Here is a 25,391-nt window from a genome sequence, read left to right as displayed (position 1 = left end):
CGAGGTAATCGCACTGAAGCAGGCTCGGGCCGAGCGTCACCTCCCCTTCAACGAAGATCATGTCCGCTGGTTGACGGATGCCGTGTTGCGCAACCGCTTCCTGCCGCGCCCTGACCCTGACAGCATCTTTGTCGGCGATGGCGATTTCCAGGCTGTGGGCGCCGAGTTTCTTGGCCACTTCATTCGTATGGGCGGCCTGCAGCCGCAAAGCCGCGTTCTCGACATCGGCTGCGGCATCGGCCGCATGGCGGTGCCGCTCACGCAATATCTTGACAGCGACAATGGAAGCTATTGTGGCATGGATCCCGTTGCCGGGGGCATCAACTGGTGCCAGCGCATGGTTAGCCCCGCCTACCCGAACTTCGAGTTCCGTCAGGTGGATATCGCCCACTCGCTCTATAATCCGAAGGGCGAGATCAACGGTCTCGAACTGAAGCTGCCTTACGATAGTCGCCAGTTTGATTTCATCATCATGACTTCGGTCGTTACCCACCTGCCCGACGAAGAAGTCACCGCCTATCTTCGCGAAGTCGAACGCGTGCTTGCTCCTGGCGGGCGCGTGTTCATGACTGCATTCGTCGTCGATCAGTCCGCACAAGAAAATAGATTGAAGAAGCGTGACGCGCGTCTCGGGTTCCAGCGCTATGACGAAGGTCCGTGCTGGTTCGTGCCGGAAATGCCGCCGCTTGCGGCGGTTGGCTTCGATGATGGTTTCCTTGATCGCGCATTGACCCGCGCTGGGCTTTCGATCGTTACGAAATCGCTTGGTCATTGGCGCGGCGCGCCCGCCGACCACTACCAGGACGTCTTCATCGCAGAATACAGGGAGGACGGCCGATGACGCGCGTTCTCGTTGCTGCCCATAACCATCCCGCCCTTCATCCGGGCGGGACGGAAATCTTTGCGCACGATCTTTTTCGTGCCTACCAGAGGGCGGGCTGCGAGGCCCTGTTTCTCGGCGCCACCAACCAGATCCATCGTCAGGAGCGCCCGGGCACGAGTTTCCAGAGCATCGGCTCGAGTGGCGACGAGGTCCTGTTGTGGTCCGGCCATTTCGACCGGTTCTTCATGAGCCAGATCGACCTTTACGGCGTCGTTCCGGATATTGTTGAACTCTTGCAGGATTTCCGCCCCGATATCGTGCACCTGCATCACCTGTTGCTGCTCGGCGCAGAATTTCCGCACATCGTCCGCCGTACGCTGCCGGACTGCCGGATCGTCATGACCCTGCATGACTACTATCCGATCTGCCACCACGACGGTCTGATGGTCCGAACGAAGGAAAAGGAACTCTGCTACGGCGCAAGCCCCGACCGTTGCCATGCCTGTTTCAAGGATATTCCGCTTGATAAGTTCGTCCTACGCGAGCGCCATCTGAAATCGCTCCTGAGCGTTGTCGATGGCTACGTCGCTCCGAGCGCCTTCCTCAGGCAGCGCTATGTCGAGTGGGGCCTGCCGGAAGAGAGGATCAGCCTTATTCCGAACGGCCAGCCCGAACGCCCGGCTCCGGCGCAGACTGACGCGCCCGCACGTCGCAAGCCGGTATTTGGATATTTCGGCAATCTCAACCCATGGAAGGGCGGCACGGTCCTGCTCGAAGCGGCCAAGCAGCTCATTGCCGAAGGTCTCGATTTCGAGGTGCGGGTTCACGGCGCCGCTCCCTTCCAGAGCGAACATTTCGTCGAGTCGATCGACAAGCTGTTCGCCGAAACCGCGCCGGTGGTGCAACGGCGGGGAGCCTACCGCCGCGACGACATTGCTGGCCTGATCCGTTCCGTGGATTGCATGGTCATGCCGTCGATCTGGTGGGAAAATGCGCCCCTGGTCATCCAGGAAGCCCAAGGCCAGAACTGTCCTGTCATCACCAGCAATATTGGCGGCATGGCCGAGATGATCGAGGACGGCGTCAACGGCCTGACTGTTCCGCCGAATGACCCGACGGCGCTGGCCGCAGCCATGCGGCGTATCGTGGAGGACCCGGATCTGCGCGAGATCCTGAGCCATGGGGCGCGTCACCCCGAAACCATCGACACGACGGCACTGCGCTATCTCGCACTAATCGAGAGCCTGCGTCCTGTGCGTGTCGCAGCCTAAAGGAGTACACCATGTCCATCGTGACAAAAGTGGCGCCGCAGGCTCCAGCGCAAGCTCAAGCCGCTCCAAGCGCCACGCCTGAACAGGATAATAGCCAGCAGGGCATCAAGGGCCGTGTCGACGCGATCGACAACAGCAGGCTCTTTGGCTGGGCCTTCGATCCGGCAACGCCCGCCAATCGCCTGACCATCCGCGTGCTTTTGGACGGCAAACCGATCGCCGAGGCCGTCGCCGACCGCGACCGGCCGGACTTGAAACGCAACGGCATCGGCGATGGCCTTCACGCCTTCGACGTGATGTTGCCGGAATTTGCGGTACGGCGCGCCGGCGAACTTAGCGTTGTCGCCCTTACGACTGCCGGCAAGCAGCATCCGCTGCGCGTGCCGCGCCCCGATGAACAGGCTGCTGAGGCGTTGATTGCGGCGCCGATGACGCGGATCCTCGACAAGCTCGACGTCCTGATGGCGTCACAGCGCCAGCTTCAAGTCAATCAGCGCTCGATCCAGCGCCACGCGACGACGGTTATCGACGGTGCCGGCAACAGCCCGACGGTCGATCTCGTTGATATCAGCGGTTCAATTGAGACGCTGCGCGGCGACATCAACCAGCGCCTGACCGAACTCGATGTTCACCTCATGCGTATGGACGGTGTGGTTGCTGGTCTCGAGACTCGCATCGAATCGCTGCAGAAGCGTTCGGGCGGCGAGGCCAAACCGTTGCTTCTGCTGCTGTTCACTCTGGTTGGCATCGCGGCCGGCGCCGCCGTCGCGATGTTTGCCTTTTCTTGAGATCATGGAGTAGCAAGTGCTTCCCGACGAAAAAGAACATACGCCGGCGTCCCGATCCGGCAAAGCGCCCGAACGTCACCCGATGGTGATGGAAGGCGAGATGGTGGTCGGATGCCCTATTGATGACACGCTCATTCTCGTTCTCGGCATTGGTGGTCTGACCTCCGAACAGGTCACGGTATTCCTGAACGGTGATCCGGCGATGAGCCTGAAAGTGCCGCTTGTCAGCTGGCACCTGAAGGAGCCCTCGCCTGCCGGTACCCATGGCTTCGTCGCCATCGTGCCGACGAATATTCTACGCCGCCGATCACTGAAGACCGTGCTCTTCCAGCACAAGGCGCAGGCGACACGCTATGCCTTTGCAGGGCGCGCCGCCGCCATCGGCGACCTCGTCGCCATGGTGACCGACCTTGCGGGCGCTGATCTGCCCGTCGTTATCGACGGCCTTGTGGAAGGCCTCATATCCGGCCCGATTGGCCGCAAGAAACTTTCGGCGATCACCGCGCTGCTGCAGGCAGGCGCGCGCTCGGATGGCTGTGTCGAACTTATCGGCGGCAGCGATGAAGGCGAAATCTTCGTCCAGGGATGGGCGCAGGACCTGACACCTTCGGTGACCCGTCTCCTGATCAGCGGCAAAACCCCTTCGATCGCCGAATGCTCGATCAGTGTTTTCGCCCGCCCGGATCTTCAGGACCAGGCATCGGGATTTGCGGGTCTGCTCCTTGCCAGCGAAGCGGTCGAGCCGAATGATATCGAGCGGTTGCTGTTCCGCGGACGTCGCGGATGGCGCTTCACCGAAGTTTATGACCGCCGTGTCATCGCCGGCAACCGCGAGACGCCCGGCCACGTCCGAGCGATCCTGCCGCGTGTTCGCAGTTCGACGGAAATCCTCCTGCGTATGCGCTCCGCCGCCAACCGCTTTGACGGCGCCGAGACGGTTTCGAGCCTGCCATTTCCCGTGCGCATGGGCATCGACAACGCCTACCGCGTCGAGGGCAGCGGCCTTTTGATCGCGGGCTGGCTGCTTGATCCCGACAGTCACGTCGAAGCCGTCAAGTTGCGGCGGCATCGCGGCGAAGCGCAGCTCGACGGCAACTGGACGCGCATCGACCGACCTGACGTTACCCGCGGCTTCGACAACCAGCCGCCGTTCAATGCTGGCCTCAACCCGAACCGGCATGCTCACGGCTTTGTTGCATTTGCACCGGAGCTCGAGGGCGACAGTACGGCGCCGTTCTATCTCGAACTTACCTTGAGCGATACGCGCCGTGCCTTCATGCCGCTGACGCCGACCCGCATCACCTCGCGCGATGCGGTTGTCCGGCAGATCCGCGCTATCGATCCGAATGCCTGGGCGCTGCGCCATATCGTCGACCAGCAACTCGTGCCTTTGCTGCGCGTCGTCAGCCGCCCGGCGCCCGAGATCTTCGGTGTCGTCGATGTCGGCGCCTTCGAGGAAGCCGAAGGACCGGCCATTGTCATCGGCGTCGACGAACGCGTTGAGGAAATCGCACCGCTCCTGACGCTTCTTGCGCTCGACCCTGAAACGCGCCGCGCGCCCATCGTTATTGCCGCTGCAGCGGAACTGATCGACCGTATCGGCGTCCATGTGCGCCGGCTGGCCAATTTCTACGGCTTGCGCCTGCGGCTCGTATCGGCGAGCGGTTCGGAAGACCTTTACGATGCGCTCGAAGTCGGCGCACGCGCCGTTTCCACCGAGACCGTGGTGTTCCTCGCCGCGTCGCTGTTGCCGCGCAACAATGGCTGGTTCCACAAGCTGCTTGCGGCCTATCATGACCGCGAGGCCTGCGTGCTGTCACCGACCCTTGCCTATGAGGATGATTCCATCCGCTGGGCAGGCACATGGGTTGCCGGCTCACAGTCCGACCGGGCGCTCATCAGCCGCTATGCCGGCTACCCGATCGATGCCGTCACCGGCATGGGTACGACGGAGGTCGCCACGGCCACCTTCGAATGCTGCGTTCTGCCGAGGGACGCTCTCTTTTCCGTGGGTGGATTCACCCGCGGCTATCTCGGCACGCATGAGAAGGGCCTCGATCTCGGCCTCAAACTCAAGCAGTCCGGCCTCAAGTCCTATTGGCTGCCTTCGGCGCAGATGCTCGGAACGGACGACATATCCGTCTCCGACAAGGCTTCGACGATTGCCTTGATCGAGCGCATCGACCGCCAGGTATTCGATTCCCGCTGGGCTAAGATTTTAACGAAAGATGGCATGCCATCGGAGGTCAAATAGATGACTGAACAACTTCGGGTACTCGTGGTCTCGCACGCCCACCCGAGCATTTCCCTGGGCGGCGCAGAAATCGCCTCCTATAATCTTCACAAGGGTCTGAATACGCTTTCGGGCGTCCAGTCCGTCTATCTCGCGCGCGCCGGCCATCCGATCCCGCGCCATGGAACGACGGCCTTGATGAGCCTTAGACGCAGCAGCGACGAGATCCTGTTTCACGCCGATGAATACGATCACTTCTATCTCTCCAACAACAATACAGACGAGATCCGCCGCGATCTCTTGCGCTTCGTTGGTGACCTCAATCCCCATGTGGTGCACTTCCACCACGTCCTCGGTCTTGGACTTGAGGCGCTTTACGCAATTCGCGAGGCGCTGCCCGATACTGCGATCCTCGTCACGTTCCATGAGTTCCTGTCGATCTGCCACAATCACGGGCAGATGGTGAAGGCAGGATCGGCCAAGCTCTGCAACGAGGCCTCGCCCATTGATTGCCACGGCTGTTTTCCCGACATTCCGCCGGCGCGCTTCCTCAAGCGCGAGCGCTTCGTCCGCGGCATGCTCGAACTCGCCGACGGGTTCGTTTCCCCAAGCATGTTCCTTGCGCGCAAATATGCCGAATGGGGCCTTGATCCCGAAAAACTCAGCGTGATCGAAAACGGCATCTTCATTGATGGTGTTACGCCGCCACGCGAACTGACCGGACCAAAGCCCCGGCGCGGCCGCTTCGCCTATTTCGGCCAGATGACGCCGTTCAAGGGCGTCGATGTGCTGATCGACGCGGTCTCGCGTGTTCCCGAAGATGTCTGGGGCGAGGATTCGCGCCTGATGATCTTCGGCGGCAATCTCGAAAAGCAGCCGCGCGACTTCCAGGATCGCATGGAAAAGCTCATCGAGGACGCAGGATCGCGCGTGCGTTTCTACGGTGCTTACCAGAATTCAGAAATGCCGCGCCTGATGCAGTCGGTCGACTGGGTGGTCATGCCTTCCGTGTGGTGGGAAAATTCCCCCATCGTCATTCAGGAGGCGCTGCACCATCGCCGGCCGATCATCTGCTCCAATATCGGCGGCATGGCCGAAAAAGTCCGCGACGGCGAGGATGGTCTGCACTTCCGCGTCCGCAGCGCCGAAGACCTTGCCGACCGCTTCACCGAGGTTCTCAGCGACCAGACGATCTGGGAGCGCCTGCACCAAACTATCCGCCAACCGACCAACCACATCGAGTGTGCCGAGGCGCACCTGGAACTCTATGAACGACTACTGAAATCGACACGCAACCAACCGATAAATGTCACGACAAATGCGGACATCGTTCTCTCGCAAGCGAGTTGACGCTGAAACACCGTTAAGTCCGAAAGCCAAACGGAGGTAATTTCTATGGCACGCGTACTCGTAATGATCCCCTCAGGCGAAGTGTACGATCACGACAGTGTTCGCTGGTACAACTACAAGGATGTTCAGCGCAGCATCAACCACTATCACAATATTGGCGATGCTTTCGTATTCGACTCGTCGCTTAAGCTGATGAATTACGACAAGCTCGGCGTACTGCCGATTGCTGAACCGAAGATGGAAGACATCGACCGCCTTCGGGAGGAGTATGACTACGTCTTCCTGCGCGGCTCCAACTACGTTCATCAGTCGATGGGCTGGAGCCAGACCATCCCGGTTCTGAAGCGTCTCGGCCTGCCGGTCATCGCCTTCGGCATCGGCGCGCAGGCTCCGGTCAAGGGCAAGCTCGAGCTTTCCGAGGAAACCAAGACCGTCCTCCACATGATGGCCGATTCCACCGCGTCTATCGGCGTGCGCGGCGCCTATTCGGCGCAGGTGCTGTGGGATATCGGTATCCGCAATGTGCGCATCGTCGGCTGCCCGACGGCGTTCCGCCGTAACGACCCCGAAATGCGCATCAAGTTGCCGGCGCTCGATGATGTCCAGAACATCGGCATCACCATGCGCCGCGAAGTCTCGCCGACCTATGCGCAGGATATCAAGCGCTACCTGACGTTCCATCGTGATCTCGTCAAGGAACTTGCCGGACGCTTTGACGCCGTGCTGATGTCGCAGGGCGAAGTCGAGGAAAAGAAGCTCGTCTTCGGCACGGAAGAGCAGAAAGAGGAAGCCATCGCAGCGTTGAAGGCCAACAAGTGGGTCTCTGACTGGTTCCTCGACGAGACTGTCGAGAAGCTCTATCGCGAGCGCATGTTCTATTCGGACGTGGTTGCTGACTACGAGGATCTCGTTCAGTCGAAGGATCTCGTGCTCGGCTACCGCCTGCACGGCAACCTGATGGCCTTGTCGAACGGCACCCCGTCGATCTACTTCACCTATGACAGCCGTACGGTTGAGTTCGCCGAGACGTACCAGATTCCAAGCTTCGACGTCTTCAGCAACAAGGAATTCAAGCTCGAGGACTATTGGGATCAGTCGCTCTTCGACAAGTACAATCGCGCCTGGTACCAGACCTATGGTGAAATGCATCGCTTCCTCACCGAAAACGGTGTCGACCACAAGATGACCGACACGAGCAAGCGCATTAAAGAACCTGTCCGCAAGGTTGCCTGATGGGCAATTGCTTCGCCATAGCCGCCGCCGCACTCGTGCTGGCGGTGGCTGGGCCTGCTCTTGGCCAGGAGACGCCGAGCGCCACGCTCGCCGTTTCCGGCCCGGAGGAAATGGTATTCGATTGGGCAAAGCAGGCCTGCGTCAAGTCGCACGTGCCCGATGCGCCGGCACGTGCCTTTCGCGACTCTGAGGGCAAGGTCCACCTGATCGCCAGCCACAATGACAATCGCCGCTTCAGCGGCCGCGATCTCAGTCACCTGCAGCCCGAATGTGCGGTCATCTACCAGGCGAAGAAATCCAATGTTCTCGGCCAGTATGACGATATGGGCTGGATCAGCGGTGTGTGGACCGGCGATGGCAAGACCGTCTATGCGCTGGCCCATATGGAACTGCGCGGCAATCGCGCCCCTGGTCTTTGCAGCAACAAATCCTATAGTTCCTGCCTGTTGAATACGGTCACCGCCCTGGTGTCGCGCGATGGCGGCAAGAACTTTGCACCGGAAACTGGCTCAGGTGCCGGCCCGATGGTTGCGAACCTCCCCTACCCTTTCCCGAACGATCGCAAGGCACGCGTCGGCTATGCCAATCCGACAAATATAATCCAGCGCGACGGCTGGTATTACGCCATGGTCTTCGCGGATGGCTATCGCGACCAGAAGCGCGGCAACTGCGTGTTGCGCACGCGCGACCTTGGCGATCCGTCTTCTTGGCGCGCCTGGGACGGCAAGGAATTCTCGGTTCAATTCATCGATCCGTTCCGCCAGCAGACGGCAAACGCGAAGGATCATGTCTGTGCGCCCGTATCTACAAATAAAATCGGCCGCATGATCGGCTCGATATCCGAACATCGCGGCAGCGGTGAAGTCATTGCCGTCTTCGGCGACCGGCGCACCGAGGACGGCAAGACCGCCTCCGGAATCTATGCATCGACCTCAAGGGATCTGGTGAACTGGTCGGAGCCAAGGCTCATTTTTGAAGCGCCGCTGCTGTGGGAGAAGAGTTGCGGGGCCGATGGCAGGGTGTTCTACCCTGCCTTGCTCGACCCCAACGCCAAGGCACCGTCTTTCCAGGATACCGGGGACAATGCCTTCATCTATTTCACACGCTATCGGTTGACCGGATGCAAAGTCACCTGGGACAGGGACCTCGTGCGCGTGCCGGTCACGATTTCAATGGGAGGAACAGCGAAGGGACAGGGAGGAGGAACGGCGCAGTAATCGATTGGCAGACCTGTCTATCCCCTAACCTTCTCAATCCTTCAGGAGTACTTCCCATGACTGTTCTTGTTACCGGTGGCGCAGGCTACATCGGCAGCCACATGACGCTGGCGCTCAAGGATGCCGGCCGTTCCGTTGTGGTTCTCGACGATCTCAGCTGCGGTTTTCCATGGTTGGTGCCAAGCGACGTGCCGCTGGTGCGCGGCGATATCGGCGATCAGGCACTGGTCCGCGATGTCATTCGCAGCTATGGAATCACAGCGATCCTGCATTTTGCCGGGTCGATCGTCGTGCCCGATTCGGTGCGTGATCCGCTCTTCTACTATCGCAACAACACGGTCCAGTCCCGAAACCTGATCGAGACCGCCATAGGTGAAGGGATCAAGAACTTCATCTTCTCTTCCACAGCTGCGGTATATGGCGAACCCGAGACGACGCCGATTACAGAAGACATGCCGCACCAGCCGATCTCGCCCTATGGCACGTCCAAGCTGATGACCGAATGGATGTTGCGCGATGCAGCCGCCGCTTATCCCGATTTCAACTATGTTGCCTTGCGCTATTTCAACGTTGCCGGGGCTGATCCGCAATTGCGGTCCGGTCAATCGTTTCCGCGGGCCACGCACCTCATCAAGATCGCGAGCCAGGCCGCAACGGGCGAACGCTCGCATATGGAAGTCTATGGAACGGATTATCCGACACCGGATGGGACTTGTGTGCGCGACTATATCCATGTCAGCGATCTCGCGCAGGCTCACCTATGCGCCCTCAACTATCTCGAGGATGGCGGGCGCAGCACGGCCGCCAATTGCGGTTACGGATATGGCTACTCGGTGCTCGAGATCATCGATGCGGTGAAGCGCGTTTCCGGCGTGGATTTTGCGGTCAAACTCGCGGCGCGCCGAGCGGGCGATCCGGCAATCCTGGTGGCGGGCAACGAGCGGATGCGCAGCCTGCTCGGCTTCGCCCCAAAACGCGACGATCTCGATTTGATCGTCGGCGACGCGCTTGCATGGGAACGGCAACTGCAGGCGCGGGAAGCCAAACAGCGTGAAAAGACCCTCGCCAACGTCTAGACGAGTGTCCATCGAGGCCTGGGCGGCTGACGATCACGCTTTTATCATTGAACCCCATGCGGCGAACCGGTTAAGCAGGAGGGTGGTCGGACGCCACCCCGCACCGATCGCCATGGGGAGCAGCCGGACCGTAAAGGGGGGCTGTGTTGCATGATTGAGCCGCGCAAGGGGACTGGACAGCCGACGATTGCCGACGTCGCCGAACTCGCAGGCGTTTCGCGTGCAATCGCATCGCGCGCGCTTTCGAGCGAGCCGAGGCCGGTCTCGGCCGACAAGCGCGAACGTGTGCTGAAGGCGGCGCAGACGCTCGGCTACAAGCCAAACCTCCTCGCACGAAGCCTAACGACGAAGACGGTCAATCTCGTTGCCGTGGTGGTCAATCATATCCACGACCTTTCGGATCTCGACCTGTTCGATCTCCTGATCAGCGAGATCCAGTCCATCGGCAAGCAGGTGATTTTCGTTCGGGTCGGGTCCTCGCAAGGGATCGAGGAGTTCCTGCGCAACGGCATTGCCTATCACGTCGATGCTGCGCTGGTTTTCTCCGACTTTGCCGACGCCGCCACGGTGCGCAAGATGTTTCGTAATGACAGCGTGCTGATGCTGAACGGCATGCGTGACGACGCCGCTCCCGCCATTATTCCCGACGAATTGACCGGAATCAGGGCCGCAGTTGCGGATGCTGCCGGCAAAGGTGTTCGCACCGCTCTTCTTGTGACAGGGCGTGCGGCATCGGCCGTCGAGCAGGCACGGGTCGCACACTACAGGTCGGAACTTCAACGCAACGACATTGCGCTCGCCGGCGAGTTGCGCGGCGACTATTCCTACCAGAGCGGGCGACGCCTTGCGGCGTCCCCGGACTGGAAGGAGGTGGACGCCGTATTCTGCACTTCGGACGCGATGGCCATGGGCGTGCTCGATGTTCACAGAGACTGGGTCCTGCAGACGCGTCCCAAAGCCTTTCGGCTCTACGGCTTCGACGACGTGACTTTGGCCGAGTATGAGGCCTATCCGATTTCATCCATAGGCTATGACAAGTCGATCTATATCAAGGAGATTCTGCGGTTCCTCACGCACCCGAAGGAGTTTCGGTCGGGCGGAACTCTGGTGCGGGTTCCGACCTATTTCGTTGCGCGCGACAGTTCCTGAACGAAAAGAATTGGGCCGGCAAGCCGGCCCATACCTGTCTTTACCAGAGCGGATTCAGCGTCGGCGGGTTGGCCTTTTCGCCCCACCATTTCTTGTAGTTGGCCTCATATGCGCCGGACTGGATGTAGTCCGAAACGAACATGTCGAGCCAGCGTACAAATTCCGGGTCGCCCTTGGCGACGGCAATGCCGATCGGGTCGTTGGAAAAGAGGCCCGGAAGGGTAACGAGGTTGTCGTTTTTGGTCGCGAGGTAATCGAGGAGCGAAGAATCCTCGATCGCTGCATCGGCACGCTTCTGCTGGAGCAGAAGGACGCCATCCGGCGAGAAATTATCAGTATAGACCAGCTCAGCATCCGGAACCGCTTTTTTCAGGAAGCTTTCGCCGGTCGTTCCGCGGCCGACGACAACCTTCTTTCCGGCAAGGTCCTTAAGCGAAGCAATGCCAGCATCCTTCTGGACGATCACGCGCAGGCCGGCGCGGTTATAGGGAATGGAAAAGTTGACCGTCTTTGCCCGCTCAAGCGTCGCGGACGTATTGGCGACAACGATGTCGAGTTGACCGGATACCAGCATGGAAATGCGTGCATCGCCGGAGACGTCGGTGAATTCGACCGGCACGCCAAGCTTGGCCGCGAGTTGCGTCGCAACATCGACGTCATAGCCGACCGGATTGTTCTTGTCGTCGCGGAAGCCGATCGGCTCGCCGCCGAGCGAAACGCCGATGCGCACTGTGCCGCGGTCGCGAATCTCTTCGAGCTTGCCGGCCTGTGCGGCACCGGTAAATGTCACTGCCGCGGTCAGAGCAACGGCGGCAATCCTTGCAATCATGGTTTTCATGCATTTCCCCTTTGTGTTGTAGGCCGTGGATCGTATTGCCTCGCAATCCGCAGCTCAGGTTTCGATAATTGTGGCTCCCAGAACCAATATTTGATCTCTCCCGGGCAGCGGAAACTTGCGACGTCATGATTGCCCGCCGCATCGATTGCATGAACGACGACCCCGGCCAGGAAACCGGTGTCAAGTTCGGCAAGATCGTCGATCGCCATATCGACCGCTTCTCGCAATGAGTAGCCGAAGCGAAGGGCAAGGACGATGCTGCGCGCCGTGCCGCAGCGTATCGTCATTTCGCCGGTGTGGGTGCAGGCGGCAGCGCCATAGCGGCTATCCGCATAGAACCCTGCACCGGCAATTGGCGAATCGCCGAGACGGCCCGGATATTTCCAGGCCCAACCCGAGGTCGAGGTGGCGGCATGGATGCCACCCGCCATATCTTTCGACAGGAACACAGTGGTGTCGCGCACCCGTTCGGGGTCGGTGATGGCGCGGCTGAGGGGGGCGAGCGCTATGTCGGGGAACGCCGACAACTGTTCTGAGGAGAGCTCCTTTTCGAGCCTTTGCCACCAGACACGCTTGCTGTCGTCGAAAAGAACGTCGTCGAGCGGAAATCCGATCTCGGTTGCAAAGCGTCGGGCGCCGTCGCCGGTCAGCATCACATGCGGCAGCCGCCGCATGACTTCGCGGGCGAGCGCAGCCACGGCCAATGTATCCGGCACGGCACCTACCGCGCCGACATCGCGCGTCGTTCCGTCCATGACGCCTGCGTCAAGCTCCATCTTGCCGAGCATGTTGGGCCAGCCGCCATAGCCAACGCTGCGCACCTTGACCTCTCGCTCCACCTCGGTGATGCCGGCGACCATTGCATCGATGCCGTGGGCATTCTGCTGCAAGAGCTCGACAGATTTTTCGAAACCGGGCCAGGCCTCGGAATTTGCGATGAGGATCATGTTCTATTCTTTGCGCATTTTGGAGAGGAACTGGGCGATGCGAGAATTGGCCATCCCGCCATCGCCGGCAAAAAAACGGTCGGTCGGCAGGTCGACCACGAGGCGGCCCTTGTCGAGAAAGACGATGCGCGAGGAAATCGTCCGCGCGAATTCGATCTCGTGGGTGACGAACACCATTGTCGTGCCCGTACGCGCAAGCTGCGCGAGAATATTGAGCACCTCGGCGGTCATCTCGGGGTCGAGCGCACTGGTGATTTCGTCCAGCAGCAGGTAGCGCGGCTTCATCGCGAGAGCGCGACAGATTCCGACACGCTGACGCTGCCCCCCTGAAAGCTGGGCCGGATAGGCGTCGGCGCGCGCCCCGAGCCCAACAGAATCAAGCAAGGCGCGGGCCTCGGACTCGGCCTGCGCGCGAGGCATCCTGAGCACGTGGATCGGGGCAAGCGTGACGTTCTCGACTGCGGTCATATGTGGGTAAAGGTTGAAGAGCTGGAACACGGTTGCCGAGCGCTTGCGCGCCTCGGCAAGGTCTTTCGGGTTCGAAACATCGAAATCGTCGATGGTGATGAGCCCGGCGTCGAGCCGTTCGAGCCCGTTCATGCAGCGGATCAGCGTGGACTTTCCCGATCCGCTGGAGCCGAGAATAGAGACGACCTCGCCAACGTTGACGTCAAGATCGATGCCGTCGAGGACCACGGCGGGGCCGAAGGATTTTTGTACGCCGCGGGCGCGGATCATCTCACAGACCTTTCCATGCAGTGTGAGCGCGCAGGCGCCGCTCCAACCGGGCGCCACCAAGAGCGATGAGCTTGGCGGCGATGTAGTAGAGACCGCCGACAACGGTCCAGACGATGAATGGCTTCAATGTACGCAGATTGAGAATGTTGCCGATCTTGGTGAGATCGACGACGCCGATGACGGAGATCAACGATGTCACCTGGAGCTGGTTCACGAGGAGTCCCGTCAGGGGCCCGATGGCAAAGGCCATCGCCTGCGGCGCAACGACGTGGCGCAATATTTGCCAGCGCGACAGGCCGAAAACGCGCGCGGATTCGATCTGGTCGCGGCCGATAGATTCGATCGCCGCAACGGCTATCACGTAAATGAAGGCAGCCGTGTTGCCAGATAGCGTAATGACAGCGGCCTCGACCGGCGTAACGTTGATCTTCAACAGTGCCGGCAGGCCGAAAAATACAAGAAACAGCTGGACCAGAACCGGCGAGTTTTTAAGGAGCTCCGCGAGAAATGTAATAAGCGGCGTAAGCAGAGGCACGCGATAAAAGCGTATGACCGCCCATATCGTGCCGATCAGGAATCCGATGAGCGTCGTTACAAGAAAGAGCGCCACCGAGACGCCGAGCCCCTGCCCCAGCAATATCAGGTCATAGGAGGTGAAGCTCGTATACCGCATCAGGCGACGTCCGGCATGCGGTCGCGATTGAGGCGCCGATGCAGTGCCCCTATCGCGAGCGAGATAAGATAGGTCAAGCTTGCATAGACGATCAGGAGCACAGCATAGACCTCGAACGGGCGAAACGTATCGGAGGCCACAATTTTCGCCGAGCCGGTCAATTCATTGAGAGTGATGGTCGAAAGAATCGACGAGGTCAGCACCAGATTGATGAAGACTGAACCAAGCGGCCTTATCGATGTGCGCAGGGCAATCGGCATAACGATCTTGCGAAATATAGTCGGTTTGGAGAGCCCGCTTACCTCGGCAGCCTCAAGGATGCCTGTATCGATGGCGAGAATTCCCGAGCGAAGGACGTCGGAACTGAACGCACCTCCCGCAATCGAAAGCGCGAGAACTCCGGTCGTGAAGGCATCGATGTAGATGCCGATTTCCGGAAGCCCGTAGAAAAAGAAGAACAGCTGGACGATGAACGGGATATTGCGGAACAGATCCACATATATGAAAGCGGCACGCGACAGGAGGGGCGAGGATGACGTGCGCAGGGCCGCAACGAGAAGTCCGATGACAAGGCTGCCGAGCAAGGCCAGTGCGCAGGCCTCGGCCGTCAGAAGCGCGCCCTTCAGCAAGAATGGCACGTGCGGCGCCAGTATCATCAGGTCAAATTTCAAACGGCTAATCCAAAGCGAGTGAAACCGGTTTCACATTTGCCGAACGCAGACAGAGTGTCAAGTCAGATCGACAAGGTTCTATCAAGCGCCGTTCAGAATTATGGCAATAATGCGGCAGCTCTCCACCTCGGCGCTTGAAGCCAATAACCGCTATAGTGGATAAACGCACTCAAGATACGGAAATAATTGAGGAATTCAGTCCAGATATAGATTAGAACACTTCTAATATATTGTTATTGCTTCGTTTTTAGCGAAAGTTTATGACTCGGCCCGCGTATAAGCCGTGTCATTCGCACGGCAAAGCCTGCGCTGGGGTTCGAATTCATGCTTGTTCCGTTTCTGATAATGCTGCGCGAGGGTATCGAGGCAGCACTTATCGTGGGTATCGTCGCGAGCTATCTCAAGCAGACCGGACGCGGTGAATGGATGCCTGCCGTATGGGTAGGCGTTCTCCTTGCAGTCGCCTTGTCGCTCTTTGTCGGCGCTGCACTGCAACTGGTCAGCGCCCAGTTTCCGCAGAAGGCGCAGGAGTTCTTCGAGGCGATCGTCGGCCTGATAGCGGTCGTCGTGCTTTCGTCCATGGTTTTCTGGATGCGCAAGGCCGCGCGCTCGATCAAATCCGAGCTGCATACGCATATCGACGAGGCCCTCGCCCATACGTCCGGGCAAGCAACGGCGCTGATCGCCATGGTGTTCTTCGCAGTGGCGCGCGAGGGACTTGAATCGGTGTTCTTTCTGCTCGCTATCTTCCAGCAGAGCCCATCGAGCGAAGCACCACTTGGGGCTGTCCTTGGCATTCTGGTATCGATTGCGCTCGGTTACGGCATCTATTTCGGTGGCGTGAGGATGAATCTCCGCCGGTTCTTCTTTTGGACGGGCCTGTTCATTCTCGTTGTTGCCGCCGGCATTCTGGCGGGCACGCTACGCCATTTCCACGAGGCAGGTGTCTGGAACAGCCTGCAGACCGTGGTCATCGATTTGAGCGGAATCCTGCCTGTAAGCAGCCCGCTCGGGACCATCCTGTCGGGCATGTTCGGCTATCAGGATATGCCGACGCTGGGCGAAGTGATCGTCTACTTCTCGTTCCTTGCGATCAGCCTCTACTTTTTCTTGCGACCTTACGTTTCGGCTGCCGCAAACGCGCCAGCGACCAAGCCCTCGAACTGATCGGACGATTCTTCATGTCGCAATCCACCGGCTCCGCCTCCCCTCGCCCGGCATCACAGAAATTGATGCAATTGGCCGTCGTCGGGGCGGCGGCCCTCGTCGTCGCCGGCGGCGCCGCATTCTATTATGCATCGAAGAATGTAAAGCCAGCGGTAGCGGGCGATGCCATCACGGTTACAATCAAGAACGGCGCCTGCGATCCCAATGCGATTACCGTGGCCGCCGGTCCCTCTACGTTCACGATCGTCAACCAATCGGATCGCGCGCTCGAGTGGGAAATTCTCGACGGCGTCATGGTGATCGAGGAGCGGGAGAATATCGCGCCGGGAATCAGCCAGACACTGCAGGCGAAATTGAAGCCCGGCGATTATGAGATCACCTGTGGGCTCCTCAACAATCCGCGCGGAACTTTGCATGTGACACCGTCCGCCGTATCCGACGCCGAGGCGGCGCGGCCGGCACTACGCGCCTATCTGGGGCCGCTCGCCGAATTCCAGGTGTTTCTCGTCACCCAGGCAAACAGCCTCATCAAGGCGAGCCAGGCCCTCGATGCCGCCATCAAGGGGGGCGATCTCGAGAAGGCCAAGGCAGCCTACCAAAGCGCGCGCGTTCCCTACAAGCAGATCGAGCCGATGGCAGATCAATTCGCGGACCTTCACAATGCCATCGATCCTGTCGCCGATTATCTCGAGAAGCGTGAGCAGGATCCGGCGTTCACCGGCTTCCATCGCATCGAATACGGCCTCTACACACAGAAAAGCACGGCGGGTCTCGAAAACTATTCGACCAAACTGCTGGCCGACGTGACGGCACTGAAAGACCGCATTCGCGGTTTGCGAATTTCCCCAGAGCAGATCGCCGAGGGTGCGCAGCGCCTCATGGCGTCCACGGCAGAGACGAAGGTGGCTGCGGGTGTCGACCACTACGCGCAGACCGATCTTTCCGACTTCGAGGCAAACGTCGCGGGCGTATCGCGGATGATGGCGCTGCTGAAGCCCGTCGCGGTGACCGCAGCCCCGCAGGTTGTCGGGGATATTGAGTTGCGTTTGACTGATGTGAGCACCGAGCTGAAAGCCCTTCGCGGGCCGGATGGCTATCCTTCCTATGACGGCGTCAATGCCGATACCCGGAAGGTCCTTTCGCAGAAGATGCAGGCGCTGGCGGATGCGATCGGCAAGCTCAACGCCGCTGTGGGATTGGAGTAACGACGATGACGGCGAACGACAAGGGCCTCGTCACCACGCGCCGAAATGTCCTGTTTGGCGTCGGTGCGGCTGGCGGTGTCCTCGCCACCGGGCTTGGCAGTGCAAGCGCGGCCGCGAAGCAGGAGGAACAGGTCACCGACGCGCCGGTCAGTGATAAGACGCAGGAGCGTCAGCCCTTCTACGGAGCACATCAGGCCGGTATCATTACGCCCCGCCCGGCTGCCGGCATGATAGCAGCCTTTGACGTTCTCGCCTCGACCCCTGAAGATGTCGAGCGGCTGTTCCGCACCTTGTCGGAACGGATCGCTTTTCTGATGCAGGGCGGCAAGCCCCCTGTTTTCGACGACAGATTGCCGCCGTCGGATTCGGGCATTCTCGGGCCCGTCGTCCCGCCAGATAATTTGACCATGACGGTCTCGCTCGGCTCGTCGTTCTTTGCCAAGCGCGATTGGCTCGGGGCACACAAGCCGAAGCGGTTATCGCGAATGAAGGCGTTTCGCAATGACGCGCTTGATGGCGACCTTTGCCACGGCGATCTGACGTTGCAGATATCGTCCAATACGCCCGATACCAACATTCACGCGCTGCGCGATATCATCAAGACCATGCCGGACCTTCTGGTTTTGCGCTGGAAGCAGGAGGGCTCTGTCCCTGTGTTGCCGCCAAAGCCCGACGGTAGTCATGAAAGCGCGCGCAACTTCCTCGGCTTCCGCGATGGATCGGCCAATCCGGACGCCAATAATACCGAACTGATGGACCGCATCGTCTGGGTGACGGAGAACAGCGATGAGCCCGAATGGGCGCGGCGGGGCTCCTACCAGGTGGTGCGCATCATCCGTAACTTCGTCGAACGCTGGGACCGGACGCCGCTTGGCGAACAGGAGCGCATCATCGGGCGCAAGAAAGCAACCGGCGCTCCGTTTTCGGGTGAAACCGAACATGACGTACCGGACTATGCGAAGGATCCAGAGGGCAAGGTGACGCCGCTCGATGCCCATATCAGGCTTGCCAATCTGCGCACGCCGGAATCCGGAGCCAATCTCATCCTGCGCCGTCCCTTCAATTATTCGAATGGTGTCAGCAAGTCCGGTCAGCTTGAACAGGGACTGCTGTTTATCTGTTACCAGGCCGATCTTGAAAAGGGGTTCATCACTGTGCAGCGCCAGCTGGATGGTGAACCGCTGGAAGAATACATCAAGCCGATCGGCGGCGGCTTCTTCTTCACACTACCCGGCCCACTTGATGAAACCGACTTCCTGGGCCGGACACTACTCGAAGCAGCGGGTCACGCCGTGACCCGCGTCAGATCTTAAGGGGATAATCGATGAAGCTTAAACTTACACTATCTGCCAGCCTGTTCGCCCTTTCCGCGGCCATCCTCCCTGGTGTCGCGGTGGCCGAGGTATCGCCGCTCGATCTCGTGCAGCCCATCGCCGACTACAAGATTTATGTGTCGGAAAACTCCGAGAAGCTTGTCGCTGATACCAAGGCATTCACTGACGCAGTCAAGGCCGGTGATGTCGAAAAGGCGAAGTCACTCTTTGGCGCGACCCGCATGAGCTATGAGGCGATCGAACCGATCGCAGAGCTTTTCAGCGACCTTGATGGCTCGATCGACTCGCGTGCCGATGATCATGAGCTTGCTGAAAAGGATCCGGGGTTCACCGGCTTCCATCGGATTGAGTATGGCCTTTTCGCTCAGAACAGCACCGAAGGTCTTGGACCGGTTGCCGACCAGCTCATGGCTGACGTAACCGAGCTCAACAAGCGCATTACCGACCTCACCCTGCCGCCGGAGAAGGTCGTCGGCGGCGCTGCCGTTCTGATGGAAGAAGTAGCTGCCACTAAGATTTCCGGAGAGGAAGATCGCTACAGCCACACCGACCTTTGGGACTTCAAGGCCAACTTCGATGGTTCGCGCAAGATCTTCGATCTTGTTCGTCCCCTGATCGAAAAGGATGAGGCTGCCTTCGTGACCAAGGTTTCGGCCAATTTCGACGCGGTCGATACGACCTTGGCGAAGTACAAGACCGCCGATGGCTACGAGCTATACGACAAGCTCAGCGAAGACGACCGCAAGGTCCTTGCCGCTGCCGTCAACACGCTCGCCGAAGACCTTTCGACCTTGCGCGGAAAGCTCGGCCTGAACTGATAAGCCTGAAAATCGAGAGTGCAAGAGGCCCGGTCATCGCGACCGGGCCTTTTTGTTTGCCCGCTCGGCGTGCGGCATTTTCGCCCCGCCCCGTACCTATTCTTGACCCGCTCGCTTTCTTTGCTACTGTCATTTCAGTAATTTCTGAAATAACAGATAAAGTGAAAGAGCACCATGAATCTCCCGCCGCTCGTACAGTCCTTCGTTTTGCATTTTGGTGAAATGGGAAGCCGCTGGGGTATCAACCGGACGGTTGGCCAGATCTATGCGCTGCTCTATGTCTCGCCGGATCCGCTTAACGCGGATCAGATCGTTGATGCTCTCGGCATCTCGCGTTCGAACGTTTCCATGAGCTTACGCGAATTGCAGGCCTGGAATCTGGTCCTCTTGAAACACCTGCCCGACGATCGCCGCGATTTCTTTACGACGCCCGACGACGTCTGGCAGATCCTGCGTACGCTCGCGGAAGAGCGCAAAAAGCGCGAAGTCGATCCGACACTGTCGGTCCTGCGAGAGATTCTGATGCAGCAGCCTGCGAGCGAGGCGGAACGGCATGCGCAGGAGCGGATGAGTGAAATGCACGGGCTCATCGAGCGGCTGACGACCTGGTATGAGGATGTCAAGCAACTTGAGACCGACCGGCTGGCAACCCTGTTGACGCTGGGCGCCAAAGTCACGAAACTGCTGGAGGCGAAGGATAAGATCGTCTCGCTCGGCAGATCGAAGCGCACTACTGAAAAGGGTTGATGGCATGGGACCCGCAGCAGATGCATCATTGGCGCTCCGCTCAGAGGTGAGCCCGGCAGATGCATGCACTGTGGGGGAATCGACTCGTAAGCCGTCTTCCAGTCTGCCGATTGACAAGCAAAAGCCGCCCGCTCGCGTCAAGGCGGCTGCGTCGTTGCAACTAGCGGCGGCCCTCCTCTGGCTTCCGCAGGCATGGTTGCTGGCAATGGCGGTTGGCCACATTATCGCGGGCACCGATTGGCGCAATATTGTCTGGCTCGCCGTTGGGGTTGTCGCCCTCGGCGTCCTGCGGTCTGCTCTTGACGCGGCCGGTACGCGGGTCGCGTTCCTTTCCGCCCGCAAGACTCTTTCCGAACTGCGCCAAACCGCCATCGCCTCCCTGGCGCGACGCTCGCCCCTCGACACTACGCGTCCCGCCTCCGGGCTTGCAGCCAGCGCGATAACCGAACAGGCCGAGGCTATCCTGCCCTATTTGGCCCGCTTCCAGCCGGCGCGGCTCAAGGCGACATACGTTCCCCTTGCCATCCTTGCCTCGATCGTCCCGTTCTCCTGGGTGCCGGCTCTGGTGCTGCTGATGGCGGCGCCGCTGATACCGCTATTCATGGCGCTGATTGGCTGGCGCGCCAAGGCTGCCAGTGAGAAGCAACTGGTCGAGATGGGTAGCATGAATGGCTTTCTTCTTGATCGCCTGCGTGGAATGACGACCATACGCGTTTTCGATGCAGTTGACCTGACGGCCGACCGGTTGCGCGCCAACGCCGAATCCCTGCGCTCGCGTACGATGGCCGTACTGCGGGTTGCCTTTCTCTCTTCGGCCGTTCTCGAACTCTTTGCCGCCCTCGGCGTCGCCATGGTCGCCGTCTATATCGGTTTCCACTATCTTGGACAGTTGCCGTTCGGTGCCTGGGGCGGGCGACTCGATCTAAGCGAGGGCTTGTTCGTCCTCCTGCTAGCGCCGGCCTTCTTCGAACCGCTGCGGGAACTTTCAGCCGTGTGGCACGACCGTGCTGCCGGTGAAGCGGCCCTGGCCGCACTTGCCGAACTCAGCGATCAGGGCATCGCCATTGTGGGCGGGTCTGGCGGCAATGATCAGGACGACGATGATAAGGCCGCGTCTGTCTCGATCGAAGCGCTTGGCTATTCTCACGCGGCGCGTGATCGCGATGTACTGGAAGACTTCGACCTTGAGGTAAAGCCCGGCGAGCGTGTCGCGATACTGGGCCCGAGTGGGTCGGGCAAGTCTACCCTGCTTGCGCTGATCGCAGGACTGGCTCGCCTTGAAAATGGCAGGATCGTCATCGGCGGCACACATCTTACGAGCGCGACTGCAGATCAGTTGCGCAATCGAATGATTTGGATCGGCCAAAGGCCGCATATATTTGCCGGCTCACTATATGAGAATATCGCGCTTGGGCGTCCCGATGTCGACGAGGCGCGGACGAACGGTGCACTGGCTCTTGCCGCCCTCGAACATGTCGCCGAGGCCCACGGCAATCTTCAATTGGGCGAGGGCGGTTCCGGCCTTTCGGGCGGCGAGATATTGAGGTTGGCGCTCGCGCGTGCTGCTGCCGGCTCAGGAAAGAGCCTTATCCTCGCCGATGAGCCGACGGCACATCTGGACACGATCACCGCTCGCGAAATCACCGAAGGCCTCCTCGAAATCGCCAGGGGCAAGACACTGATCGTTGCAACACACGATCCGATACTCGCCGCCCGCATGGATCGCATCGTCAGGCTATCGCCTCAGATCGCGCAGGAGGCTGCGTGATGGGCATCCTCCACACTTTCCGGCCGATCATTGCACTGTTCTATAGGGAACGCCGCAGCATGCTCCTTGCTGGTGCATTGCTCGCAGCGGTCACGGTTCTTACCGGCATCATGCTTCTTGGCCTCTCAGGCTGGTTCATCACTGCGACAGCCATTGCCGGACTCTCGTCTGCAACTGCGTTTGCATTCGATGTATTCGCGCCGGCAGCCGCCATCCGATTTCTGGCTCTCGCGCGAACGGCAGCACGTTATGGCGAGCGCCTGACAACCCATGACGCAACGCTCGGCGTGCTCGCTGGTTTGCGCGAACAATTGTTTCGCAGTTGGTCACGCCCGCAATCCGCACGGTTGCTCGTTCAGCGGCCGTCGCGCCTGCTGTTCCGTCTTACCGCCGATATCGACGCGCTCGATTCGCTATATCTGCGTGTGCTCGTACCGGCAGCCGTTGCGATCGTGACAGCGCTCGCCGTCGCCTTGACATTTGGGATGATGCATCCGCTTGTCGGTCTTGCTGCAGGCGCATTCCTGCTTCTGACAGGGCTTGGCGTGCCGGTCATCGCCGCAAGGTTCGCCGGTGCCTCGTCGATACGCCGCGCTCACGCGCTTGAGGCGCTCCGCTCCCGCAGCATCGATCTCGTTGCCGGACAGACGGATCTTTTGATGACGGGGCCGCTTGCGGCCCAGGTGCAAGCGGTGGCGGCCGCCGATCGCCGGGCTGCTGCCGCCGATCGCCGTCTGAACTGGATCGAGGTTTTCGCCGGCGCAGGGCTTGGGGTCGCCTCGTCGATCCTGCTCGGCGGGACGCTCATCGCCATGGCGGCTCTTGCCAGCGTGGGCACGATCAATGGTCCCGTTGCGGCACTTGGCGTTCTGGTGGCCCTCGCAGCGCTCGAACCGTTTGCAGCATTGCGCCGAGGCGCCGTGGAGCTTGGCCGCACCTTACTCGCCGCACGGCGAATTGGACCAAGCCTAGCACCCCCCTCCCCTCCCCTACCACGAACAGCGGCGCGTAACGGAGAAGCGGTTGGTATTGCGAATGCCAGGGTCACCCATGACGGCGCCCCCCTACCCGCCCTCCACGCATTAAACTTCACAGTTGCGGACGGCGAGCGTGTTGCACTGATCGGACCGAGCGGTGCGGGCAAGTCGACCCTGCTGGCGCTCATTGCCGGTGAACTTGGCGCCGATCGCGGCGGAGTCGCGACCGCAAAATCTGCTCTGCTGACGCAGAGGACCGAACTCTTCCAGGACACGCTGCGTGACAATTTGCGGCTGGCAGCTCCGGAAGCGGATGATGCGCAGCTTCATCGCGCGCTTGATCAGGCGGGCCTCAACGAGCTTATCGCATCGCTTCCGGCGGGCCTCGGCACCAGTCTTGGCGAAGGCGGGCTCGGCCTCTCCGGCGGACAATCGCGGCGCCTTGCTCTTGCGCGACTGCTTTTGCGCGATGCGCCGCTCTGGCTGCTCGACGAGCCGACTGAAGGCCTCGACGGCGCCACCGCCCGCGACGTGCTGCAACGGCTCCGCAGTGCCATGCCGGGCCACGCACTCGTGATCGCGACACATATTCGCCGCGAGGCAGAACTCGCCGACAGGATCATCATTCTCGAACACGGGCTGATTGTCGCTGCGCTGCACCGTGGGGAGAAAGATTTCAATACCGCCCTCGCCGCGCTCCGGCCGGACTGAGGGCCAGCAACTTCATTCGGCTGCGCGCAAATGTGCTGCCGGTCAACAGGGGGGTCGGGGTAGGCCCGACTAGATGCAATGGAACTCGATATCGTGGCGCTTTCGCGCCTGCAGTTTGCGATAACGGCGTTATATCACTTTCTCTTCGTCCCGCTGACGCTTGGACTTTCAATACTCCTTGCGATCATGGAAACGGTCTACGTCATGACCGGCCGCGTCATATGGCGCCAGATGACCAAATTCTGGGGTACCCTATTCGGTATCAATTTCGCCATCGGCGTCGCGACCGGCATCGTGATGGAATTCCAGTTCGGTATGAACTGGAGTTATTACAGCCACTATGTCGGCGATATTTTCGGCGCGCCGCTCGCGATCGAGGGGCTGATGGCATTCTTCCTCGAAGCGACATTCGTCGGCCTGTTCTTCTTCGGATGGGACAAGCTGTCGAAGGTCGGCCACCTCGTCGCGACCTGGTGTGTTGCCGCAGGTTCCAACTTTTCGGCGCTCTGGATTCTCATCGCCAATGGATGGATGCAGAATCCCGTAGGCGCGACCTTCAATCCGCAGACAATGCGCATGGAAGTATCTGATTTCTATGCAGTTTTGTTCAATCCTGTCGCGCAGGCGAAGTTTGTTCACACCGTTTCGGCGGGCTATGTCACAGCATCGCTTTTCGTTCTCGGCGTGTCGGCGTGGTATGCGTTGAAGGGGCGTCACATTGCGCTCGCCAAGCGTTCGATGACCGTCGCCGCCTCGTTCGGCCTCGCCTCCGCCTTATCGGTCGTCGTTCTCGGTGACGAGAGCGGTTATCTGTCGACTGAGCATCAGAAGATGAAGCTCGCCTCGATCGAAGCGATGTGGGAGACGGAACCTGCGCCCGCCGCTTTCACCGTTTTCGGCTTCCCCGATCAGGAATCGCGGGAAACGCATTTTGCCGTGCGCGTGCCGTGGGTCATGGGGTTGATCGGTACGAGGTCGCTGACGACGCCAATCCCCGGCATCGAGGAACTTGTCGAACACGCCCGTTTGCGTATCAAGGAAGGCATTATCGCCTATGACGCCTTGCAGAAAATAAGAGAGGTCGGCAGTACCACGGCCGTTTCCGCCGAGGTGCGCGAAGCTTTCGAGGCGAATGGCGCCGATCTCGGCTACGCCCTGCTGTTGAAGCGCTATGTCGATGATCCGCGCCTTGCCACGCCTGAACAAATCGACAAGGCGGCCTGGGATACGGTTCCCAACGTCCCGAGACTGTTCTGGTCGTTCCGCATCATGGTCGGGCTCGGCATCTTCTTCATTATCCTGACGACGACCTTCTTTATTCTGTCCGTTCGCCGCAAGATCGACGCCTATCCCTGGCTGTTGCGGGTCGCCGTGTTTGCGATCCCCCTACCCTGGATCGCCGCCGAACTCGGCTGGGTGGTCGCCGAATCCGGTCGTCAACCCTGGATCATCGAAGGCGTTCTTCCGACAGCTGCGGCGGTCTCCAGCCTCGGTGCATCGACGGTGCTCCTTACCATTTGCGGCTTCGTGCTGATCTATACGGTTCTCATCTTCATCGAGATGGGCCTGATGCTGCGCGCTATCCAAAAGGGCCCCGACCCTGACACCGAGCCGGAAGCCGAACTCATTTCCCCGCACATTGTGCCAGCGGAGTAAG

The 25,391-nt window shown here is 60.1% G+C and carries 21 protein-coding genes and 1 pseudogene; 17 read left to right on the top strand and 5 right to left on the bottom strand.

What is annotated here, in order from left to right; genetic code table 11:
- Positions 1–70: 70 nt before the first annotated feature.
- From BLR72_RS21680 to BLR72_RS21640, 9 genes are all read left to right on the top strand, one after another.
- The gene (locus BLR72_RS21680; protein WP_244506797.1) at positions 71–841 is read left to right on the top strand and encodes a class I SAM-dependent methyltransferase; all 771 of its coding nucleotides are present in this window, start codon (positions 71–73) and stop codon (positions 839–841) included.
- Complete coding sequence (locus BLR72_RS21675) at positions 838–2,094, top strand: glycosyltransferase family 4 protein (RefSeq protein WP_091951911.1); 1,257 nt, start codon at positions 838–840, stop codon at positions 2,092–2,094. Before BLR72_RS21680 ends, BLR72_RS21675 begins: the two co-directional genes overlap by 4 nt.
- A gap of 11 nt (positions 2,095–2,105) precedes the next feature.
- Positions 2,106–2,882, top strand: a complete 777-nt coding sequence (locus tag BLR72_RS21670; RefSeq protein WP_027232969.1) for a hypothetical protein — start codon at positions 2,106–2,108, stop codon at positions 2,880–2,882.
- Between the two features lie 16 nt (positions 2,883–2,898).
- Positions 2,899–5,136: a glycosyltransferase family 2 protein gene (locus BLR72_RS21665; protein ID WP_027232968.1), complete on the top strand. Its 2,238-nt coding sequence runs from the start codon at positions 2,899–2,901 to the stop codon at positions 5,134–5,136.
- Positions 5,137–6,465, top strand: a complete 1,329-nt coding sequence (locus BLR72_RS21660; protein WP_091951909.1) for a glycosyltransferase family 4 protein — start codon at positions 5,137–5,139, stop codon at positions 6,463–6,465. It abuts the gene before it with no gap.
- 45 nt (positions 6,466–6,510) lie between these two features.
- Positions 6,511–7,698, top strand: a complete 1,188-nt coding sequence (locus tag BLR72_RS21655; protein ID WP_091924550.1) for a polysaccharide pyruvyl transferase family protein — start codon at positions 6,511–6,513, stop codon at positions 7,696–7,698.
- On the top strand, positions 7,698–8,915 hold the full coding sequence (locus BLR72_RS21650; protein ID WP_091951907.1) for a hypothetical protein: 1,218 nt from the start codon (positions 7,698–7,700) through the stop codon (positions 8,913–8,915). Before BLR72_RS21655 ends, BLR72_RS21650 begins: the two co-directional genes overlap by 1 nt.
- A gap of 56 nt (positions 8,916–8,971) precedes the next feature.
- A complete protein-coding gene (gene galE, locus BLR72_RS21645; RefSeq protein ID WP_091924556.1) occupies positions 8,972–9,991 on the top strand; it encodes a UDP-glucose 4-epimerase GalE in 1,020 nt (339 codons plus the stop codon).
- A 150-nt stretch (positions 9,992–10,141) separates the two neighbouring features.
- A complete protein-coding gene (locus BLR72_RS21640) occupies positions 10,142–11,140 on the top strand; it encodes a LacI family DNA-binding transcriptional regulator (protein WP_091951906.1) in 999 nt (332 codons plus the stop codon).
- 40 nt (positions 11,141–11,180) lie between these two features.
- On the opposite strand, the gene BLR72_RS21635 is transcribed toward BLR72_RS21640, so the two are convergent.
- From BLR72_RS21635 to BLR72_RS21615, 5 genes are read right to left on the bottom strand one after another with little or no spacing between them, the layout of a single operon-like run.
- On the bottom strand, positions 11,181–11,978 hold the full coding sequence (locus BLR72_RS21635) for a transporter substrate-binding domain-containing protein (protein WP_091951904.1): 798 nt from the start codon (positions 11,976–11,978) through the stop codon (positions 11,181–11,183).
- A complete protein-coding gene (locus tag BLR72_RS21630) occupies positions 11,975–12,925 on the bottom strand; it encodes an isoaspartyl peptidase/L-asparaginase (RefSeq protein WP_091951902.1) in 951 nt (316 codons plus the stop codon). Before BLR72_RS21630 ends, BLR72_RS21635 begins: the two co-directional genes overlap by 4 nt.
- A 3-nt stretch (positions 12,926–12,928) precedes the next feature.
- Complete coding sequence (locus BLR72_RS21625) at positions 12,929–13,663, bottom strand: amino acid ABC transporter ATP-binding protein (RefSeq protein ID WP_091951900.1); 735 nt, start codon at positions 13,661–13,663, stop codon at positions 12,929–12,931.
- Between the two features lies 1 nt (position 13,664).
- Positions 13,665–14,336, bottom strand: a complete 672-nt coding sequence (locus BLR72_RS21620) for an amino acid ABC transporter permease (protein WP_091951898.1) — start codon at positions 14,334–14,336, stop codon at positions 13,665–13,667.
- A complete protein-coding gene (locus BLR72_RS21615) occupies positions 14,336–15,007 on the bottom strand; it encodes an amino acid ABC transporter permease (RefSeq protein WP_091951897.1) in 672 nt (223 codons plus the stop codon). The genes BLR72_RS21620 and BLR72_RS21615 overlap by 1 nt, the downstream gene beginning before the upstream one ends.
- A 324-nt stretch (positions 15,008–15,331) precedes the next feature.
- On the opposite strand from BLR72_RS21615, the gene efeU reads away from it, so the two are divergent.
- From efeU to BLR72_RS21575, 8 genes and pseudogenes are all read left to right on the top strand, one after another.
- The gene (gene efeU, locus BLR72_RS21610; protein ID WP_091951895.1) at positions 15,332–16,174 is read left to right on the top strand and encodes an iron uptake transporter permease EfeU; all 843 of its coding nucleotides are present in this window, start codon (positions 15,332–15,334) and stop codon (positions 16,172–16,174) included.
- Between the two features lie 14 nt (positions 16,175–16,188).
- Complete coding sequence (gene efeO / locus BLR72_RS21605) at positions 16,189–17,379, top strand: iron uptake system protein EfeO (RefSeq protein ID WP_091951894.1); 1,191 nt, start codon at positions 16,189–16,191, stop codon at positions 17,377–17,379.
- 5 nt (positions 17,380–17,384) lie between these two features.
- A complete protein-coding gene (efeB, locus tag BLR72_RS21600; protein WP_091951892.1) occupies positions 17,385–18,692 on the top strand; it encodes an iron uptake transporter deferrochelatase/peroxidase subunit in 1,308 nt (435 codons plus the stop codon).
- Positions 18,693–18,703: 11 nt separating this feature from the next.
- Entirely contained in the window at positions 18,704–19,531 is an 828-nt protein-coding gene (gene efeO, locus BLR72_RS21595) for an iron uptake system protein EfeO (protein ID WP_091951890.1), read from the top strand.
- A gap of 174 nt (positions 19,532–19,705) precedes the next feature.
- On the top strand, positions 19,706–20,278 hold the full coding sequence (locus BLR72_RS21590; protein WP_027232955.1) for a GbsR/MarR family transcriptional regulator: 573 nt from the start codon (positions 19,706–19,708) through the stop codon (positions 20,276–20,278).
- A gap of 115 nt (positions 20,279–20,393) precedes the next feature.
- Positions 20,394–22,046 (top strand): annotated as a pseudogene (gene cydD / locus BLR72_RS21585) (thiol reductant ABC exporter subunit CydD); the annotation flags it as partial.
- Positions 22,046–23,734 (top strand): thiol reductant ABC exporter subunit CydC, encoded by a 1,689-nt coding sequence (cydC, locus tag BLR72_RS21580; RefSeq protein ID WP_091951886.1) that lies wholly within the window; start codon positions 22,046–22,048, stop codon positions 23,732–23,734. The pseudogene cydD and the gene cydC, both read left to right, overlap by 1 nt.
- A 78-nt stretch (positions 23,735–23,812) precedes the next feature.
- A complete protein-coding gene (locus BLR72_RS21575) occupies positions 23,813–25,390 on the top strand; it encodes a cytochrome ubiquinol oxidase subunit I (protein WP_091951884.1) in 1,578 nt (525 codons plus the stop codon).
- The last annotated feature ends 1 nt before the right edge of the window (position 25,391 follow it).

It is taken from the genome of Phyllobacterium sp. YR620 (genome assembly GCF_900104165.1).
Lineage (GTDB): Bacteria > Pseudomonadota > Alphaproteobacteria > Rhizobiales > Rhizobiaceae > Phyllobacterium > Phyllobacterium pellucidum.
Note: the sequence above shows the minus strand (reverse complement) of the source record. Positions and strands in the feature narration are given on the sequence as shown.

Excerpts from the sequence above, each read along its gene's own strand:
- BLR72_RS21675 (WP_091951911.1), top strand. The coding sequence starts at position 838 with ATGACGCGCGTTCTCGTTGCTGCCCATAACCATCCCGCCCTTCATCCG.
- BLR72_RS21670 (WP_027232969.1), top strand. The coding sequence starts at position 2,106 with ATGTCCATCGTGACAAAAGTGGCGCCGCAGGCTCCAGCGCAAGCTCAA.
- BLR72_RS21660 (WP_091951909.1), top strand. The coding sequence starts at position 5,137 with ATGACTGAACAACTTCGGGTACTCGTGGTCTCGCACGCCCACCCGAGC.
- BLR72_RS21655 (WP_091924550.1), top strand. The coding sequence starts at position 6,511 with ATGGCACGCGTACTCGTAATGATCCCCTCAGGCGAAGTGTACGATCAC.
- BLR72_RS21650 (WP_091951907.1), top strand. The coding sequence starts at position 7,698 with ATGGGCAATTGCTTCGCCATAGCCGCCGCCGCACTCGTGCTGGCGGTG.
- galE (WP_091924556.1), top strand. The coding sequence starts at position 8,972 with ATGACTGTTCTTGTTACCGGTGGCGCAGGCTACATCGGCAGCCACATG.
- BLR72_RS21640 (WP_091951906.1), top strand. The coding sequence starts at position 10,142 with ATGATTGAGCCGCGCAAGGGGACTGGACAGCCGACGATTGCCGACGTC.
- BLR72_RS21635 (WP_091951904.1), bottom strand. The coding sequence starts at position 11,978 with ATGAAAACCATGATTGCAAGGATTGCCGCCGTTGCTCTGACCGCGGCA.
- BLR72_RS21630 (WP_091951902.1), bottom strand. The coding sequence starts at position 12,925 with ATGATCCTCATCGCAAATTCCGAGGCCTGGCCCGGTTTCGAAAAATCT.
- BLR72_RS21625 (WP_091951900.1), bottom strand. The coding sequence starts at position 13,663 with ATGATCCGCGCCCGCGGCGTACAAAAATCCTTCGGCCCCGCCGTGGTC.
- BLR72_RS21620 (WP_091951898.1), bottom strand. The coding sequence starts at position 14,336 with ATGCGGTATACGAGCTTCACCTCCTATGACCTGATATTGCTGGGGCAG.
- efeU (WP_091951895.1), top strand. The coding sequence starts at position 15,332 with ATGCTTGTTCCGTTTCTGATAATGCTGCGCGAGGGTATCGAGGCAGCA.
- efeO (WP_091951894.1), top strand. The coding sequence starts at position 16,189 with ATGTCGCAATCCACCGGCTCCGCCTCCCCTCGCCCGGCATCACAGAAA.
- efeB (WP_091951892.1), top strand. The coding sequence starts at position 17,385 with ATGACGGCGAACGACAAGGGCCTCGTCACCACGCGCCGAAATGTCCTG.
- efeO (WP_091951890.1), top strand. The coding sequence starts at position 18,704 with ATGAAGCTTAAACTTACACTATCTGCCAGCCTGTTCGCCCTTTCCGCG.
- BLR72_RS21590 (WP_027232955.1), top strand. The coding sequence starts at position 19,706 with ATGAATCTCCCGCCGCTCGTACAGTCCTTCGTTTTGCATTTTGGTGAA.
- cydC (WP_091951886.1), top strand. The coding sequence starts at position 22,046 with ATGGGCATCCTCCACACTTTCCGGCCGATCATTGCACTGTTCTATAGG.
- BLR72_RS21575 (WP_091951884.1), top strand. The coding sequence starts at position 23,813 with ATGGAACTCGATATCGTGGCGCTTTCGCGCCTGCAGTTTGCGATAACG.